This window comes from Pseudomonas danubii, assembly GCF_042980055.1.
Classification (GTDB): domain Bacteria; phylum Pseudomonadota; class Gammaproteobacteria; order Pseudomonadales; family Pseudomonadaceae; genus Aquipseudomonas; species Aquipseudomonas danubii.
The window spans coordinates 2484825-2501466 of the sequence record NZ_CP116502.1 but is presented as its reverse complement, the minus strand read 5'-3'; the positions used below and the strand labels follow the sequence as shown (position 1 = coordinate 2501466).

The 16642-nt window shown below is 64.2% G+C and carries 14 protein-coding genes; 4 read left to right on the top strand and 10 right to left on the bottom strand.

The window, feature by feature from the left end; translation table 11 throughout:
* Nucleotides 1-212: 212 nt before the first annotated feature.
* The 8 genes from PFZ56_RS11515 to PFZ56_RS11480 all read right to left on the bottom strand — a co-directional run bounded on the left by PFZ56_RS11515 (nucleotide 213) and on the right by PFZ56_RS11480 (nucleotide 9640).
* On the bottom strand, nucleotides 213-1214 hold the full coding sequence (locus PFZ56_RS11515; RefSeq protein WP_102861333.1) for a PleD family two-component system response regulator: 1002 nt from the start codon (nucleotides 1212-1214) through the stop codon (nucleotides 213-215).
* A 48-nt stretch (nucleotides 1215-1262) separates the two neighbouring features.
* The gene (locus tag PFZ56_RS11510; RefSeq protein WP_102878525.1) at nucleotides 1263-2273 is read right to left on the bottom strand and encodes a chemotaxis response regulator protein-glutamate methylesterase; all 1011 of its coding nucleotides are present in this window, start codon (nucleotides 2271-2273) and stop codon (nucleotides 1263-1265) included.
* Nucleotides 2270-4588, bottom strand: a complete 2319-nt coding sequence (locus tag PFZ56_RS11505; protein WP_102878524.1) for a hybrid sensor histidine kinase/response regulator — start codon at nucleotides 4586-4588, stop codon at nucleotides 2270-2272. Before PFZ56_RS11505 ends, PFZ56_RS11510 begins: the two co-directional genes overlap by 4 nt.
* Nucleotides 4585-5271, bottom strand: coding sequence for a chemotaxis protein CheW (locus PFZ56_RS11500; RefSeq protein ID WP_102878523.1), 687 nt, complete (start codon nucleotides 5269-5271; stop codon nucleotides 4585-4587). The genes PFZ56_RS11505 and PFZ56_RS11500 overlap by 4 nt, the downstream gene beginning before the upstream one ends.
* Entirely contained in the window at nucleotides 5268-6545 is a 1278-nt protein-coding gene (locus PFZ56_RS11495) for a protein-glutamate O-methyltransferase CheR (RefSeq protein ID WP_110596465.1), read from the bottom strand. The genes PFZ56_RS11500 and PFZ56_RS11495 overlap by 4 nt, the downstream gene beginning before the upstream one ends.
* Nucleotides 6542-7078: a chemotaxis protein CheW gene (locus PFZ56_RS11490; protein ID WP_110652332.1), complete on the bottom strand. Its 537-nt coding sequence runs from the start codon at nucleotides 7076-7078 to the stop codon at nucleotides 6542-6544. Before PFZ56_RS11490 ends, PFZ56_RS11495 begins: the two co-directional genes overlap by 4 nt.
* On the bottom strand, nucleotides 7078-8700 hold the full coding sequence (locus PFZ56_RS11485) for a methyl-accepting chemotaxis protein (RefSeq protein WP_110596463.1): 1623 nt from the start codon (nucleotides 8698-8700) through the stop codon (nucleotides 7078-7080). The genes PFZ56_RS11490 and PFZ56_RS11485 overlap by 1 nt, the downstream gene beginning before the upstream one ends.
* Before the next feature lie 214 nt (nucleotides 8701-8914).
* The gene (locus tag PFZ56_RS11480; protein WP_102861326.1) at nucleotides 8915-9640 is read right to left on the bottom strand and encodes a tellurite resistance TerB family protein; all 726 of its coding nucleotides are present in this window, start codon (nucleotides 9638-9640) and stop codon (nucleotides 8915-8917) included.
* 402 nt (nucleotides 9641-10042) lie between these two features.
* Between PFZ56_RS11480 and PFZ56_RS11475 the strand changes: the two genes are divergently transcribed.
* From PFZ56_RS11475 to PFZ56_RS11465, 3 genes are all read left to right on the top strand, one after another.
* A complete protein-coding gene (locus tag PFZ56_RS11475; protein ID WP_170001083.1) occupies nucleotides 10043-10453 on the top strand; it encodes a hypothetical protein in 411 nt (136 codons plus the stop codon).
* Between the two features lie 35 nt (nucleotides 10454-10488).
* The gene (locus PFZ56_RS11470; protein WP_262379200.1) at nucleotides 10489-11511 is read left to right on the top strand and encodes a hypothetical protein; all 1023 of its coding nucleotides are present in this window, start codon (nucleotides 10489-10491) and stop codon (nucleotides 11509-11511) included.
* A gap of 184 nt (nucleotides 11512-11695) precedes the next feature.
* The gene (locus PFZ56_RS11465) at nucleotides 11696-12889 is read left to right on the top strand and encodes a DUF418 domain-containing protein (RefSeq protein WP_170001084.1); all 1194 of its coding nucleotides are present in this window, start codon (nucleotides 11696-11698) and stop codon (nucleotides 12887-12889) included.
* On the opposite strand, the gene PFZ56_RS11460 is transcribed toward PFZ56_RS11465, so the two are convergent.
* Nucleotides 12886-13419 (bottom strand): GNAT family N-acetyltransferase, encoded by a 534-nt coding sequence (locus tag PFZ56_RS11460; RefSeq protein WP_102861323.1) that lies wholly within the window; start codon nucleotides 13417-13419, stop codon nucleotides 12886-12888. The two genes, PFZ56_RS11465 and PFZ56_RS11460, sit on opposite strands and share 4 nt — an antisense overlap.
* Nucleotides 13420-13618: 199 nt before the next feature.
* Between PFZ56_RS11460 and PFZ56_RS11455 the strand changes: the two genes are divergently transcribed.
* The gene (locus tag PFZ56_RS11455) at nucleotides 13619-15238 is read left to right on the top strand and encodes a glucan biosynthesis protein D (protein WP_102878516.1); all 1620 of its coding nucleotides are present in this window, start codon (nucleotides 13619-13621) and stop codon (nucleotides 15236-15238) included.
* A 164-nt stretch (nucleotides 15239-15402) separates the two neighbouring features.
* Here the strand turns inward: PFZ56_RS11455 and PFZ56_RS11450 are convergent, their stop codons facing one another.
* Complete coding sequence (locus PFZ56_RS11450) at nucleotides 15403-16509, bottom strand: NADH:flavin oxidoreductase/NADH oxidase (protein ID WP_102878515.1); 1107 nt, start codon at nucleotides 16507-16509, stop codon at nucleotides 15403-15405.
* Nucleotides 16510-16642: the final 133 nt, after the last annotated feature.

Here is a 16642-nt window from a genome sequence, read left to right as displayed (position 1 = left end):
TTTGAAAGCCGGAGATTATAACGGAATCACCGAATCACGGCAGCCCGCTTAGCGGCTTTAGCGGCCAATCGGCCATCTAATTTCAGTGAGCGAACCACTGAGATTCGCGCGCAGGCGCCATTTTACCGCCCTGATCCATCTGCGCCCGGGTCCGAAAGGCAGCCGGGGCCAACCCGCTACCCGCAGGCCATGAGCCGCCCCCCCCAGAGCCGCTACTCGATCCCTACCTGGTTGCGACCATTGTTTTTTGCCAGGTACAGCCCCTTGTCCGCCGCCGAAATCAACTGTCGACAATGGCTGTTGGGCTGCGGCGTTACGGTGGAAAGACCGATGCTGATGGTCAGGCTGGCGCCCTCCACCGGCACGATATGAGGGATTTTCAGGGCTTCCACGGTCTGGCGCAGCTTCTCCGCCACCAGTCGCGCCCCGCCCGGCGAAGTATTGGGCAGCACCAGCACGAACTCTTCGCCGCCGTAACGCGCCGGCAGGTCGGAAGGCCGGCTGCTGGCCTCGCGTATCGCCGTGGCCACCTTGCGCAGGGCTTCATCCCCTTCCAGGTGGCCGAAGGTATCGTTGTAGGTCTTGAAGTAGTCGACGTCGATCATCAACAACGACAGCTGGCTCTGCTCTCGCATCGCCCGACGCCATTCCAGTTCCAGGTATTCGTCGAAGTGCCGACGGTTGGACAGCCCGGTCAGGCCGTCGGAGTTCATCAGTCGCTGCAGCACCAGGTTGGTGTCCAGCAATTGCTGCTGGCTGACCCGCAACGCACGGTAGGCCGCATCGCGCTGCAACAGGGTCATGTAGGAGCGCGAGTGATAGCGGATGCGCGCCACCAGCTCGATGTTGTCCGGCAGCTTGACCAGGTAGTCGTTGGCCCCGGCGGCAAAGGCCGCACTCTTGATCAGCGGGTCTTCCTTGGTCGAGAGGACAATGATCGGGATGTTCTGGGTCGCCGGATGATTACGGTACTCGCGCACCAGGGTCAGGCCATCCAGCCCTGGCATCACCAGGTCCTGGAGGATCACCGTGGGCTTGATGCGGATGGCCTGGGCGATGGCCTGGTGAGGATCGGCGCAGAAGTGGAAGTCGATGTTTTCCTCATTCGCCAACCCACGCCGAACGGCCTCGCCGATCATGGCCTGGTCATCCACCAGCAACACCATCGCGGCGTTTTCGTCGGTCTTGAATTCGTCGAGCTGTAAATCATTCATGGGTTGTCACCTGAGTTGCTACCTGGCCAGGACAGCTGCGTTTTTCAGTCATTTGGCAAATATCTCCAGCAAACGTGGAGCAATCTTGTCCAGTGGGCGAATCTCTGCGGCGGCATCGATGGCAGCGGCCGCCTTGGGCATGCCATACACCGCGCTACTGTTCTGGTCCTGAGCGATGGTCAAATAACCCTGATCGCGCATCAACTTCAAGCCCTGGGCACCATCGCGACCCATGCCGGTCAGCAGCACCCCCACCGCATCGCCATTCCAATAGCTGGCGACACTCTCGAAAAACACGTCGATGGAGGGCCGGTAGATTTCATTCACCGGTTCGGCGGTGTAGGCCAGGGTGCCGTTCTTCAACAAGCGGATATGGTGGTTGGTGCCTGCCAGCAATACGGTGCCGCTTTGCGGCGGCTCGCCTTCCCGGGCCAGCCGTACCTGCAAGCCGGACGCGCTGCTGAGCCACTCGGCCATGCCGGCGGCGAACACTTGGTCAACATGCTGGACCAGCACGATGGCGGCGGGAAAGTCCTTTGGCAAGCCCTTGAGCAGCACTTCCAGGGCCGCCGGGCCACCGGCGGAAGAGCCAATGGCCACCAGGCTCTGGCGTGGCGCCCCACTGCGCAGCGGCACCGGCGCCGAGCGCACCCGACTGCCGCGCTGGCCGATCAGCCAGCCGATATTGAGGATCTTGCGCAGCAGCGGTGCCGCCGCCTCCTGGGCATTGCCCGCGCCCAGGGCCGGGGTGTCCACCACGTCCAGGGCGCCATGGCCCATGGCCTCGAACACTCGGTGCACATTCTGCTGGCGGTCGACGGTGACGATCACGATGGCGCAAGGCGACTCGGCCATGATCCGCCGCGTGGCCTCGACACCATCCATGACCGGCATGATCAGGTCCATGAGAATCAGGTCCGGCGTCAGTTCGGCGCAGTATTTCACCGCCTCGGCGCCATTGGTGGCGACCCACACCACCTCGTGGCTGGGGTCGAAGGCCAGGGCCCGGCGCAACGCCTCCACGGCCATGGGCATGTCGTTGACTATCGCTATCTTCATGCCCGCGCTCCTCCAATCAGCTCAACCACTGCGTCGAGCAGGGCGTCGTCATGGAAACTGGCTTTGGCTAGATAGTAGTCGGCGCCGGCATCCAGTCCACGACGCCGGTCTTCCTCACGATCCTTGTAGGACACCACCATCACCGGCAGGGACTGCAGGCGATTGTCGCGACGCAAGAGTGTGACCAATTCAATTCCATCCATTCGCGGCATATCGATATCGGTGATCAGCAAGTCGAAGCTTTCCGAACGCAAGGCATTCCAGCCATCCATGCCGTCCACTGCAACGGCCACATCGTAGCCGCGATTGATCAATAGCTTGCGCTGCAACTCTCGCACCGTCAGTGAGTCGTCCACCACCAGAATACGCTTGCGCGCAGCCTGTGCATGCTGCTGGTGATGACGTGCGATGCGCTCCAGGCGGCCGGTATTGAGCAGTTTGTCCACCGAACGCAGCATGTCCTCGACATCCACGATCAGCGCCACCCGACCATCATCGAGCAGGGCCCCGGCGGAAATATCCTGGATCTTGCCCAGGCGGTCATCCAGCGGCAGCACCACCAGGGTGCGCTCGCCGATAAAGCGTTCCACGGCGATCCCGTACACCGCATCACGCTCGCGAATCACCACCACCTTGAGAGTCGGCGCGTTGGTCTCGGTCGCCGGCCGCTGCAACAGCTGACTGGCGGCCACCAGCCCCACATGCCGCCCCTCGTGCCAGAAATGCTGGCGCCCCTCCACCTGGACGATGGACTCAGGCTCCAGGTCGCACATGCGTTCGATATGGGCCAGCGGAAAGGCGTAGGCCTCGTCGCCGACCTCCACCACCAGGCTGCGCACTACCGACAGGGTCAAGGGCACTTCCAGGTGGAAACGGCTGCCCTGGCCGCTGGTCTGCTCCAGCTCCACCGCGCCACGCAGCTGCCGCACCATATGCTGCACGGCATCCAGGCCGACGCCGCGTCCGGAAACCTCGGTGACTTTGTCCCGCAGGCTGAAACCCGGCAGGAACAGGAAAGTCAGGAGTTCTTCCTCGCTGAGCTGGGCGGCGGTCTGGGCCGGCGACAGCTGACGCTCGACAATGCTCTGGCGCAAGCGCTCAAGATCCACGCCGTTGCCGTCATCACTGAGTTCCAGCACCAGAAGACCGGCCTGGTGCGAGGCCCGCAGACGAATCACCCCTTCGGCCGGCTTGCCCGCCAGCAGGCGCTGCTCGGGCAGCTCGATACCGTGGTCAACGGCATTGCGCAGCAGGTGAGTCAGCGGTGCTTCGAGTTTCTCCAACACATCGCGGTCGACCTGGGTTTTCTCGCCTTCGACTTCCAGGCGTACCTGTTTACCCAGGCTGCGCCCCAGATCGCGGACCATGCGCACCTGACCGGTGAGGACATCGGCAAAGGGCCGCATGCGACAGGCCAGGGCCGTGTCATAAAGCACCTGGGCCCGTTGACTGGCCTGCCAGCCGAACTCATCGAGCTCGGCGGTCTGCAGCGCCAACAGTTGCTGGGACTCGGCCAGCAAGCGTCGCGCGTCGGCCAGTGCTTCCTGGGCCTCCAGGCTCAGCGCATGCTCCTTAAGGTGCAGGTTGAGGTTTTCCAGGGCGGCCAGGCTGTTGCTCTGAATCCGTTTGAGGCGCTGCATCGTGACCAGGTAGGGCTTGAGCCGCTGGGTTTCCACCAGGGATTTGCTCGACAGGTCCAGCAAGCTGTTGAGGCGCTCGGCGGTCACCCGCAGCACCCGCTCGCCGCCCTCGGTCATGCGCTTGCCTGGGCGCCCGCTGCTCACTGCCGGCTCCAGGGCCGGATCGCTCGGTGGCGGCAAGGGCTCCAGTTCCTTCGGCAACTGCGCCATGGGCGCCACTGGTGCTTCCAATTGCGGCTCTGGCGGGGCGCTGGCCTGGGCCGGCACGCTTGGCGTTCCCGGTCCTTGAGTCAGCAGGCGCTCCATCAAGGCCACATAGATCGGAATATCCGGCGCCACGGTCTCGGCGCCCCCGGGACTGGCAATCCGCATCAACAGGTCGGTGCCCTGCAACAGGGCGTCGATATGCTCGGGCTGCAAGTACAGTCGCCCTTCCTGGGCACTGACCAGGCAATCCTCCATCACATGGGCAACGCTGACCCCGGCATCGACCCCGACAATCCGCGCCGCGCCCTTGAGCGAGTGGGCGGCGCGCATGCAGGCTTCCAACTGGTCGGCCTGGGTCGGATTGCGCTCCAGGGCCAGCAGCCCGGTACTGAGTACCTGGGTCTGGGCCTCGGCTTCCAGGCTGAACAGTTCCAGCAACGAGGCATCGCGCATTTGATCGGGGGTCATGTCAGGCTCCGGGTCACGGCCAAGAGCAGTTGCTCTTCATCCAGCAAGCGCAGGCTGCGTCCCTGCCATTGCAACACGCCACGGGTGTACTTGGCATTGGCCTGTTCTCCGGAGAGCGAGGCAGCGTTGAGAAGGCGTTCGTCGATGGCATGGATACCGTGCACCTCATCCACCGGCACCACCACCGGGCCGCCCTCGGCCCCAATGATCAGCATCCGCGGCATGACCCGCCCCGCGGCAGCGACCACCGGTGTGCCATCCAGGCCCAGCAGTTCGGTCAATGACAGACAGGCCACCAGGGCCCCGCGCACGTTGGCCACCCCCAGCAACGCCCGGGAACGCTGGTGAGGCAAGGAATGGATTTCCTGCAGCGGTGCCACCTCCAGCAGGCACCGGGTCGCCAGTCCCAGCCACTCCTCGCCGAGACGGAACATCAGCAGCGAACGGGTGACCACATCGCTGTCGGCCTCCAGGTTCAGCGCGTGTTCCCGGTCCTCCTGACGCAACGAATAGCGGTCCAGCAGGCGCGTAGCAGCGGCGGAGTAGACCGCGCAGTTACGACAATGGATATGCTCGGCGAGCAAAGGGCAGGACTTGTCGCCGTGGATGCCGATGCGGTTCCAGCAATCGTCGATGGCCTGCGCATCTTCACGGGTCACGTCCAATGAGTAGGAATGGCTCATCGTTTCAACTCACTGTCGGCAGTGCGAGTGCTGCGGGCAGCGCGCTCCTGCAATCGTTGGGCTCCGGCGACATCGCCCTGGGATGCCAGCAGCGCCGCCAGGTGCGCCAGGGCTTCAGGGTGCTGGGGAGCCAGGTACAGGGCCTTGCGGTAGAAACCCTGGGCTTCCATGGCGTTGCCGGCCACATCGCTGAGCAGCCCCAGCCAATAGAACACCTGGGCCACAGGTTCATGCTGCTGCAGATAGCGCTCGCAGGCGGCACGGGCTTGCGCGCTCTTGCCCTCATTGGCCAAAGCGGCAATGTTGGCCAGCAGGCTCGCGGCATCGCTGTCCGGCGGCGTGCTCTCGGCCACCGGGGCCGGGGCTGCACGGACGGCAAAGGGGCGCTGGCGCGGCGCCGCAGGCACCGAGCTGCGCGGCGGCAGGGGCAAGGACAAGGGCTGAGGCAAGGCCACGGGAGCCGGTGCAGGCTCGGGCTCGCTGTGCCGGCTGAAGGCAAAGGACTGGGGAATGCCAATCGAACGCATGCCCAGCCGCCCCAGCAGGCTGCCCTCGGCAGGCCCGATGAACAGCACCCCCTCTTCATGGGTCAGGCGCTTGAGCACCTCGAACACCTGACGCTGGGTCGGCTGGTCGAAATAGATCAGCAGGTTGCGACAGAAGACAAAGTCGAAAGGCGGCTCGCTGGCCAGCAAGCCCGGGTCCAGGACATTGCCCACCTGCAGCCGTACCTGCTCGCGAACCCGCTCGCTCAAGCGATAACGATCACCCTCGGCGCAAAAGTGCAGCTCGCGGAACTCGGTGTTCTGGCCACGAAAGGAATTCTTGCCATAGACCGCCCCCCGGGCCCGCTCCACTGACAACGGGCTGACGTCCAGGCCGTCGACCTTGAACTGATGGGGAGCCAGGCCGCCATCCAGCAGAGCCATGGCAATCGAGTAAGGCTCCTCACCGGTGGAACAGGGCAGGCTCAACAGGCGCAAGGCGCGCATGCCCTTGATCTGTGACAGACGTTCCTTGGCCAGCTTGACCAGGGTGGCAAAGGATTCCGGATAACGGAAAAACCAGGTTTCCGGAACGATCACCGCCTCGATCAGGGCCTGCTGTTCGTCCCGCGAGCCTTGCAGCTTTTGCCAGTATTCATCGCTGCTGCGGGCATACAGGGCATTGCTGCGCTGGCGCACCGCGCGTTCGATGATCGCCGGGCCCACCGAGGCGACGTCCAGGCCGATTCGCTCTTTGAGAAAGTCGAAAAACCGTTGTTCGTCGCTCATCGAAGCTCCTCAAGCGACGCCGGGTCCAGAGGCTCGGCCGGAAACAGCAACTCCCGCACCTGCGCGCTCAGCAAGTCATCGACCCGCACCCATTGCAAAAGCCCCTGGGCGTCTTCACGCACCGGCCCCAGATACGGCGCCTGGCGGTTGTCCAGGCCATAGGGCTGGAATTCCTGGGGGTCGCAGCGCAACGTGTCGTTGGCCTGCTCCAGCAACAAACCCAGCACTCGGGGTGGCTGGGAGCCGTCGCCACGGTAGTGCACCAGCACCAACCGGGTACTGGTACGCAACTGCGCCGCACGCCCGAACGTCAGCTCGCACAGGTCGATGACCGGCACCACCACCCCGCGATAGGCAAAGACCCCGGCGACCCAGGACGGTGCCTGGGCAATGGGCTTGAGCTGCAGGCGCGGCAACACCTCCACCACGTCAACGGCCTGTAGTGCATAGCGCTCCTGACCGATGCGGAACACCAGGAACAGAGCACTGCGCGCCCCGGCTGCGGCGCTGCGCTTGTGCGCGAACTCATCCATCAGACTTTGAAACGCGAGACGCCGCTGCGCAGGCCCACGGCCACCTGGCTCAGCTCATCAATGGCAAAGCTGGCCTGGCGCAGGGACTCGACGGTCTGGCTGCTGGCATCCCCCAGTTGCACCAGGGCATGGTTGATCTGCTCGGCGCCGGTGGCCTGGGCCTGCATCCCTTCATTGACCATCAGCACCCGAGGCGCCAGCGCCTGGACCTGATGGATGATCTGCGACAGCTGCTCACCCACCTGCTGCACCTCGGCCATGCCGCGACGCACCTCTTCGGAAAACTTGTCCATGCCCATCACCCCCGCCGACACCGCCGACTGGATCTCGCGGACCATCTGTTCAATGTCGTAGGTGGCGACGGCGGTCTGATCCGCCAGACGTCGCACTTCAGTGGCCACCACGGCAAAGCCGCGACCGTACTCGCCGGCTTTCTCCGCCTCGATGGCGGCGTTCAGCGACAGCAGGTTGGTCTGGTCGGCAACCTTGACGATGGTCACCACCACCTGATTGATGTTGCCGGCCTTCTCATTGAGGATCGCCAGCTTGGCGTTCACCAGGTCCGCGGCGCCCATCACCGAATGCATGGTGTCTTCCATGCGCGCCAGGCCCTGCTGGCCGGAACCGGCAAGCACCGAAGCCTGATCGGCGGCGCTGGATACTTCAGTCATGGTGCGCACCAGATCCCGGGATGTAGCGGCGATTTCCCGCGAAGTGGCACCAATTTCCGTGGTGGTGGCGGCGGTCTCGGTGGCGGTGGCCTGTTGCTGCTTGGAGGTGGCGGCAATCTCGGTCACCGATGTGGTGACCTGCACCGACGAACGCTGGGCCTGCGATACCAGGGCGGTGAGCTCGGTCATCATGTCGTTGAAGCCGGTTTCCACCGCGCCGAACTCGTCCTTGCGCTCCAGGTTCAAACGGCCGCTGAGGTCACCGGTGCGCATGATTTCAAGAATGCTCACGATGCGATTCATCGGCGCCATGATCGCCCGCATCAACAGCAGGCCACATAGACCAGCGACGAAAATCGCCACCAGCAACGACACGCCCATCCCAACCTTGGCTGCGGCCACGGCATCGTCGATGGCATGGGTGGCAGAATCAGCTATGCGCTTGTTGAAACTGATGAGCTCGTTGAGCTTGATGCGGCCCTTGATCCAGAGCGGGGTCAGTTGCTCGTTGAACAAGCGGATCGCCTCAGCACTCTGGTTCCGCAGGTGCAGGTCCAGCACCTGGGCCATGACGCGATTGAACTCTTGATGGTCTTTCTCGAAGGCCGCGAACGCAATCCGATCCTCCTCAGTGGTGATGGACTTCTGGTAACCGGCCATCTGAGTCTGCAGGTTTTCTTCATATTTCTTGAAGTTTTCCTGGTCTTGGGCGCTGATGCCCTGGTCCCGCTTGAGCCCGATGATTTCCATCGTCTGTCGGTAGCTGTCGACCCAGGCTCCGCGAATCATCGAACTGAAATAAACCCCGGGCACTGCGTCATTGCGCATGCGCTCTTCACCGGCTTCGATCTTCAACAGGCGCGAGTACGAGACGACGACCATCAACAACATGATGGCAATAATCACCGCAAAGCTCGCCAAAATGCGTTGGCGCAACGTCCAGTTCTTCACAGTCAGTCCTCGAAGCCATTCAAAAATGGAAGGAGTATAGCCGAGGACGATGCAGGTTTTATGGGTGGTTTAAGAACCCGAATGGCACTTTCGGCATCTTTGTGCGCCCGCTCTGGATGGTGGCTTAGCGGGCACTTCCAGGCTTGCAGAAGGTATTTCGGCAATACCTTCCGGCAGAACCGCCATCCTTGGCAAACGACAGGTCCCAGGTGCTTCAGAGAACGCTCTGGCGCACCTGGCTTTCCAGTTCGGCCTTGAGCCCCGGCGCCAGTTTTAACTGACGCGCCAGTTCGTCCAGGTAGGCCTTTTCCATGAAGTGTTCTTCATCCACCAGCATCACGCTGGCCAGGTACATCTCGGCCGCCATCTCCGGGGTGCTGGCAGCACGGGCCACGTCCGCCGGGTCCAGGGGTTTGTTCAACTCGCTGTGCAGCCAGTTCTGCAATTGCGGATCGTTGTCCAGCTTGCGGAACTCGCCTTCGATCAGTGCCCGCTCACGCTCGTCCACGTGACCATCGGCCTTGGCTGCCGCCACCAGGGCCTTGAGGATCGCCTGGCTGTGCTGCTCCACCTGCTGCGCCGGCAGCCGGTCAAGGGTCTGCGGCTCGTTGCGAGGAGCAGTGCCCTGTTGCGCTTGCCAGTTGCCGTAGGCTTTGTAGGCCAGCACTCCGAGAGCCGCCAGGCCGCCATAGGTCAGGGCCTTGCCGCCAAACTTGCGGGCCTTCTTGTTGCCCAGCAGCAAGCCCATGGCGCCGGCCGCCAGGGCCCCGCCGCCCGCTCCGGACAGCAGTCCGCCCAGGCCGCCTGCCTTGCCGCCGAGCAAACCGCCAAGACCACTGGAATCGGGCCTGGCCTTGTCCGTTGGCGCCGCGCCTGCCTTGTTCTGCAGCAACTCCTGACCGGACCTGAGTAATTGATCGAGCAATCCACGGGTGTTCATCTGCCGCCTCCGGAAAATTGGGTGTCACATCGACACATAAGGCCGTAAGCCTAGAGAGAAGTGCCCAGGTTCAGGGGGACGATAGTGCTTCTGAATGTTGCTTTCCCAGGAACCGGACAAAGGACCGGACAACGGGCCAGACACATGACCTGCACCACGACCAAGATCCCCTTGCAGGAGCCGGCTTGCCAACGAAGCCCCCCACGCGCGCGAAATGCCTGCATCAAGGGTCCTCGATCAGCACCCACCCTGGCTGCCAGACTGGATTAGCGCCCCGAGTTACGGCACTATCGCCCGCCTGAAAAAACCCGGCGCCACCGACCGGAATCGCTGAAGACCTTCCGGCAGCAAGGATGCGCCCATGCCCCGACAGAACTGCGCCACCGCCCACGAGTGCCGCCCATGAGCCTGGACGCCGTAGGCCGTTATCACCTGATACGCATCATCACCGGCCTCGTGCCCCTTTCGCTGCCGGCGCCGCTGTTCTATCTGGCACATGTCTGGGGCATATCGGTGTATCGCAGCCACTTCGGTTCCATCGCCAAGGGCTTCGGCCTGGGAATGATGGTGGAATTCCTGCTCCAATTGCTGATCCTCGTCAGCGTGCTGGTGGCCCTGGTGCCCAACCTGAAGGCCAAGCTGGGCCTGGTCGGCGCCCTGGTGCTGTTCACCGCCTGGGCGATGTTTCCCGACCATCCGATACGTGGCTACGTCTATTGCTTCCTGATGAGCGTGCCGCTGCTGCTGGCAATCTGGCTGGCGCAGTGGCTGTGCCGCTGCTGCGTGCCGACACCCCCGCCGGACACGCCATGAACCGCGCTCCGCCTCCAACCTCGATGAGTTCGCCGATGCCCGCCCTTCGTCATCTCTTGCGCCCGTTGCTCGCCGCCCTGTTGCTTGGCGCCGCCACCCAGGCGGCCCAGGCCGCTGCCCCCGCCTGCCCGTCCAGCGACCTGCCGACCTTCCTCAAGGCCTTTGCCAGCAGCCCGGAGCTGCAGCAGGCGTTCACCGATTCGCCGCTGATCGAACAGCGCCCGAGCCATGACGAGTACGGCCGCGAGATCACCACCCGGCACAAGCTGACGGGCGATACCCGCCACCTGCTGACCCTGCTCGATCCACAGGCCCAGGCTCGGGCCGGACTGCAAGCCTTCTGGGAGAGCCAGACCCTGGTGGTGCATGATCCGCTGGGCGACGTGGTCCAGGCCTTCGTCTTTCAACAGGGCGCCTGCTGGCAACTGGTGCGGGTGGAGCAGTGGTCCATGGACGGCCTGCTCAACCAGGACGCCCCGGCCAATGAAACCGCCCTGCAGCGACAGATGCGCAAGGCCGATCTGTTCCTGGGCTACGGCGGTCGCGAGCAGTACCTGTTGACCCAGTACTTCTTCGAGCTGGGCCAGCAGCTTCTGCTGGACGCCGCCCGGCATGGCTCGGCCACGGCGGCGGTGCGGGCAGTGAGCCTGGGTTACTCGGGCATGGCACCGGAGCTCAAGCCCGGGGAGCCGGAAGAACTGCTGCTGCCTTACGCCCAGGCCGATGCCGAGGCGGCGTTGATGCTGTCGATGTACTACTGCGACCCCCGCGGCGATGGCTCCGTCAATGAGTGCCAGCAACCGCGCAAGTCCGAAGAGCTGGTGCAGCGCACCGCCCGGGAACTGGACTCGGCCGACGCCTACTACTACCTGGGCAGCGGCTACGCCGAGGGCAAGTGGGGCACCACCGATGGCCCCCGGGCCCTGGCCTGCTATCGGGAAGCGATCAAGCGCGGCGACCTGAACAGCCTCCGGCCCCTGACCTGGTGGACGAAAAAAGGCCAAACACCCGCCGGTGAAGCCCAGTGCCTGCCAGCCACGGCGCCGGCGGGGAGCTGACCCCGGAGCGGCGTGCCGGCCCCGGGGCGGACACGGCGCCGCAGGTTTGTTGACTTTTTTTCACAAGAGTTTGATTGCCCGCACACCGCCTGATCGCGTTAATTGAGCCTTCACTCCATTCACCGACAGGCCCGCCCATGCACCTCGCCGCTCTGGAACACGCCCCGCAGCCCAGGTCCCGGAAATGAACGCGCCGTTGCCGCGCCAGGCGTCACGCCTGCAGCAGGTCGACGCCCTGCGCGGCTTCGCTCTGCTGGGCATCCTGGCGGTGAACATCTGGTCTTTCGCCGACCCCTACTACGCCTCGCCGGTCAGCAACCCGGCCTACGCCAGCGACCTCGACCACCTGATCCGCTGGCTGGTGTCGGTGCTGTTCGAGGCCAAGTTCTACCTGCTGTTCTCCTTCCTGTTTGGCTACAGCTTCACCCTGCAGATGGCCTCCGCCGAGCGGGCGGGCGAACGCTTCGTGCCGCGCATGCTGCGGCGGCAACTGGCCTTGCTGGCCATCGGCCTGGTGCACGGCGCACTGCTGTTCTACGGCGAGATCCTCTCGCTGTACGCCCTGCTGGGCCTGGTGCTGCTGGCGCTGCGCGGGTTGTCGGCAAGGTGGGCCGCGACCCTGGCGCTGGTGCTGATCACGGGAACCGCCGGGCTGATCCTGCTGTTGGGTGTCCAACTGCTGAGCGCCGGTCTCTACACCGGCGCCGCCGACGGCGCAGCGCTGCTCAAGGACATGGCCCTGGGTGGCGATGCCCTGGATACCCTGGCCTACAACGCCTCTCACCTGCTGGAGACCGCTTCTGCCCTGTGGCTACTGCAGGGCCCCAGCACCCTGGCGATGTTCCTGCTGGGCTATGTCGCCGGGCGCAAAGGCCTGCTAGTGGCGCCTTACCGCTTTGAACGCAGGCTGCCAGGGCTGCTGGCCCTGACCCTGCCCCTGGGCCTGGGTGGCGCCCTGCTTTACGGATACTGGGCAGCCTACGCCCCCGGTGGTGGTCTGGAAGTCATCGGCTACGGCATCAGCCAACTGACCGCGCCACTGCTCTCGGCCAGTTACGCCATGCTGCTGCTCAGGGCCTTTCATTCCCCTCTGGGCCAGCGTCTGTGCCAACGCCTGGCCCCTCTGGGCCGGATGTCCCTGAGCAACTACCTGCTGCAATCACTGATCCTCTGCCTGCTGTTCACCGGCTACGGACTGGGGCTGATCAACCATCTGTCGCCGCTGTGGATGCCCGTCCTGGTAATCGCCATCTACTTGTTGCAGATGCAACTCAGCGCCCTGTGGCTGCGTTCTCATCAGTACGGCCCTTGCGAGTGGCTGCTGCGGGCGCTGACCATCGGTGCCTGGCCGAGCTGGCGCAAGCCCCTCCAGGCTTAAACCAGACGCAGATAGAGGTGGATATCCTCGGGCTCCAGGCGCAGCAGCTCGGGGTCCGGGATGGCCAGCAGCTCACAGCCCAGGCCGGTGTAAAAATCCACGGTGTGCCGCGACGGCGTGGCCGACACGTACAAGCCCTGGGCGCCCATGAACAGGGCCTGCTCCCGAGCCAGGGCGAAGAGTTGCCGGCCCAGGCCAAGGCCGCGATAAGCCCGGCTCACATGCAGGAACTTCAACTGCCGCAAGTCCAGCCCAGCAGCCTCGATAGGCAGGCAATCCACCACCGCCGCGGCCACCAGAGCCGGGCCATCGAACACCCCGTACAACCAGCCGCCGCGTTGGTAACACTGCTGCAAGATCAGCGCGTCATGCTCGGCCTCGCCCTCCGGCCAGCCCTCCACCACTTCATGCTGGGCATAACGCAGCAGAACCCCCTCCTGCAGGCGGTAGAACTCATCGATGACCTCGGCACGGTCGATCAATTTGAGCCGTTGGATATCGTCTTCGCTGAGCAGGCGCGGGTGCAGCATGGGACAGGTTCCTGGAGCTGATCAGTGGTTACCAATGGACACAAGCTAATCATTTTTCTGCCCCTGGCGAACCGTTTATTCTATCCGCCGTCTGTTTACATTCAGTTGCGTTTGGCCGATGGCTTGACCGAACCTCACCTCGCGATCCCCTCATACAGCCAGGAACGGCTGGGGATCTTTCCCCGTATAAGGTTCATCTATGCACCGCAGGAATCTCCTCAAAGCCTCCATGGCCCTGGCGGCCTACACCGGCCTCTCGGCCAGCGGTCTGCTGGCAGCCAGGGCCTGGGCCGGCGCCGCTGATGGCCAAGCCCAGGCATTCGACTTCGAGCGTCTCAAGGCCCAGGCCAAGCAACTGGCCGGCCAGCGATACGTGGACACCAAGCAGGTGCTGCCACCGACCCTGGCGCAGATGACGCCGCAGAACTTCAACGCCATCCAGTACGACAGCCAGCACTCGCTGTGGAATGACCTGAACGGCCAGCTGGATGTGCAGTTCTTCCATGTGGGCATGGGCTTCAAGCAACCGGTGCGCATGCACAGCGTCGATCCCAAGACCCGCCAGGCGCGGGAAGTGCACTTCCGTCCCGCGCTGTTCAACTACCAGAACACCAGCGTCGACACCGCCCAGCTCAAGGGCGACCTGGGCTTTGCCGGCTTCAAGCTGTTCAAGGCTCCGGAACTGGACAGGCATGACGTGGTGTCCTTCCTCGGCGCCAGCTATTTCCGTGCAGTGGACGCCACCGGCCAGTACGGCCTGTCGGCCCGGGGCCTGGCCATCGACACCTACGCCAAACGCCGCGAGGAATTCCCCGACTTCACCCAGTTCTGGTTCGAGACTCCGGACAAGGACAGCACCCGCTTCGTGGTCTACGCCCTGCTGGATTCGCCAAGCGCCACCGGTGCCTACCGCTTCGACATCGACTGCCAGGCCGAGCGCGTGGTGATGGAGATCGACGCCCACATCAATGCCCGTACCGCCATCGAACAACTGGGCATCGCACCGATGACCAGCATGTTCAGCTGCGGCACCCATGAACGGCGCATGTGCGACACCATCCACCCGCAGATCCACGACTCCGACCGCCTGGCCATGTGGCGCGGCAATGGCGAATGGATCTGCCGCCCGTTGAACAACCCGGCCAACCTGCAGTTCAACGCTTTCGCCGACAAGGACCCGAAGGGCTTCGGCCTGGTGCAGACCGACCACGAGTTCGCCAGCTACCAGGACACCGTGGACTGGTACAGCCGTCGTCCGAGCCTGTGGGTCGAGCCCACCACCGCCTGGGGCGAAGGCAGCATCGACCTGCTGGAAATCCCCACCACCGGCGAAACCATGGACAACATCGTGGCCTTCTGGACCCCGAAAAAACCCGTGGCCGCCGGCGACTCCCTGAACTACGGCTACAAGCTCTACTGGAGCGCCCTGCCGCCGGTAGGCACGCCACTGGCCCGGGTCCACGCCACCCGTTCCGGCATGGGCGGCTTCGTCGAAGGCTGGGCCCCGGGCGAGCACTACCCGCCAGTCTGGGCCCGACGCTTTGCCGTGGACTTCACCGGCGGCGGCCTCGATCGTCTGCCCGCCGGCACTGGCATCGAACCGGTGGTCACCGCCTCCAACGGCGAGGTCAAGGACTTCAGCATCCTGGTGCTGGACGAGATCAAGGGCTACCGCATCCTCTTCGACTGGTACCCGACCAACGACAGCGTCGACCCGGTGGAACTGCGGCTGTTCATCCGCACCCAGGACCGCACCCTGAGCGAAACCTGGCTGTACCAGTACTTCCCCCCGGCGCCGGACAAGCGCAAATACCCCTGATCGGCTGACAGCCCCCGGCACGCCCTAGGGGCCTCTTCGCCGGCAAGCCGGCTCCTACAGATCGCACCGCCTCCGTAGGAGCGGGCTTGCCCGCGAAGGCAGCCAGCAGTCAGACACAAAAAAAACCGGCCTACACGGGCCGGTTTTTTTACATCGGCACAACCTTAATCGCGCAAGTCCGACTCATGAATCGGCTGGTCCCTGTGGGTCGCCCGCTGATACTGCGCCGGCCAGATTGCCTTGCGCCCGCCCAGGTCATCATCGGCATGCAGCGGCCAGTAAGGATCGCGCAGCAGCTCCCGGGCGAGGAAGATGATGTCCGCCTGACAGGTGCGCAGAATGTGCTCGGCCTGGGCCGGCTCAGTGATCAGCCCCACGGTGCCGGTGGCCATGCCCGACTCCTTGCGCACCCGCTCGGCAAAACGCGTCTGATAACCCGGCCCGGTGGGAATCTCGGCATTGGCCGCGGTGCCCCCGGACGACACATCGATCAAATCCACCCCCAGATCCTTGAGGCGCCGCGCCAACTCCACGGTCTCATCCGGGTTCCAGCCATCTTCCACCCAATCGGTGGCCGACACCCGCACGAACAGCGGCAGCTCTTCGGGCCAGACTTTTCGTACCGCCTCGGTCACTTGCAACACCAGGCGAATGCGATTTTCGAACGAGCCGCCGTACAGGTCCTGACGCTGATTGCTCAGGGGCGAGAGGAACTGGTGCAGCAGGTAGCCGTGGGCGGCATGCACTTCCACCACCTTGAAACCAGCTTCCAGGGCGCGTTTGGCGGCCGCGACGAAGGCCTGGATGATTTCGTCGATCTGCCCTTGGTCCAGTTGGGTGGGCGGCGTGTGCTGCGGATCGAAGGCAATCCGCGATGGCCCCACCGGCACCCAGCCGCCGTCCTCGGGCTTGACGCTGCCAGACTTGCCCAGCCAGGGCCGATGGGTACTGGCCTTGCGCCCGGCATGGGCCAGCTGGATACCCGCCACCGCGCCCTGGGCGGTAATGAAACGGGTGATGCGCTGCAAGGGTTCGATCTGCGCGTCGTTCCACAGGCCCAGGTCCTGGGCGGTGATCCGGCCCTCGGCGGTGACCGCCGTGGCCTCGGTGAAGATCAACCCGGCGCCGCCGACGGCGCGGCTGCCCAGGTGCACCAGATGCCAGTCGTTGGCCAGCCCGTCCACCGACGAGTACTGGCACATGGGCGACACGGCGATGCGGTTGAGCAGGGTCAGTTGACGCAAGGTATAGGGTTCAAGCAGCAGACTCATGGGGCACCTCTCGATCAATGGTCAGGCTCCAGGGTTCTGTTTGAACGGTCGACGAGTGACTGCGAAGTGAAGCGCCCGCCCCCGCGGGTAGAAGAATGACAAAAGGTCACAAGGCCAATCAGACAGTGCTTAG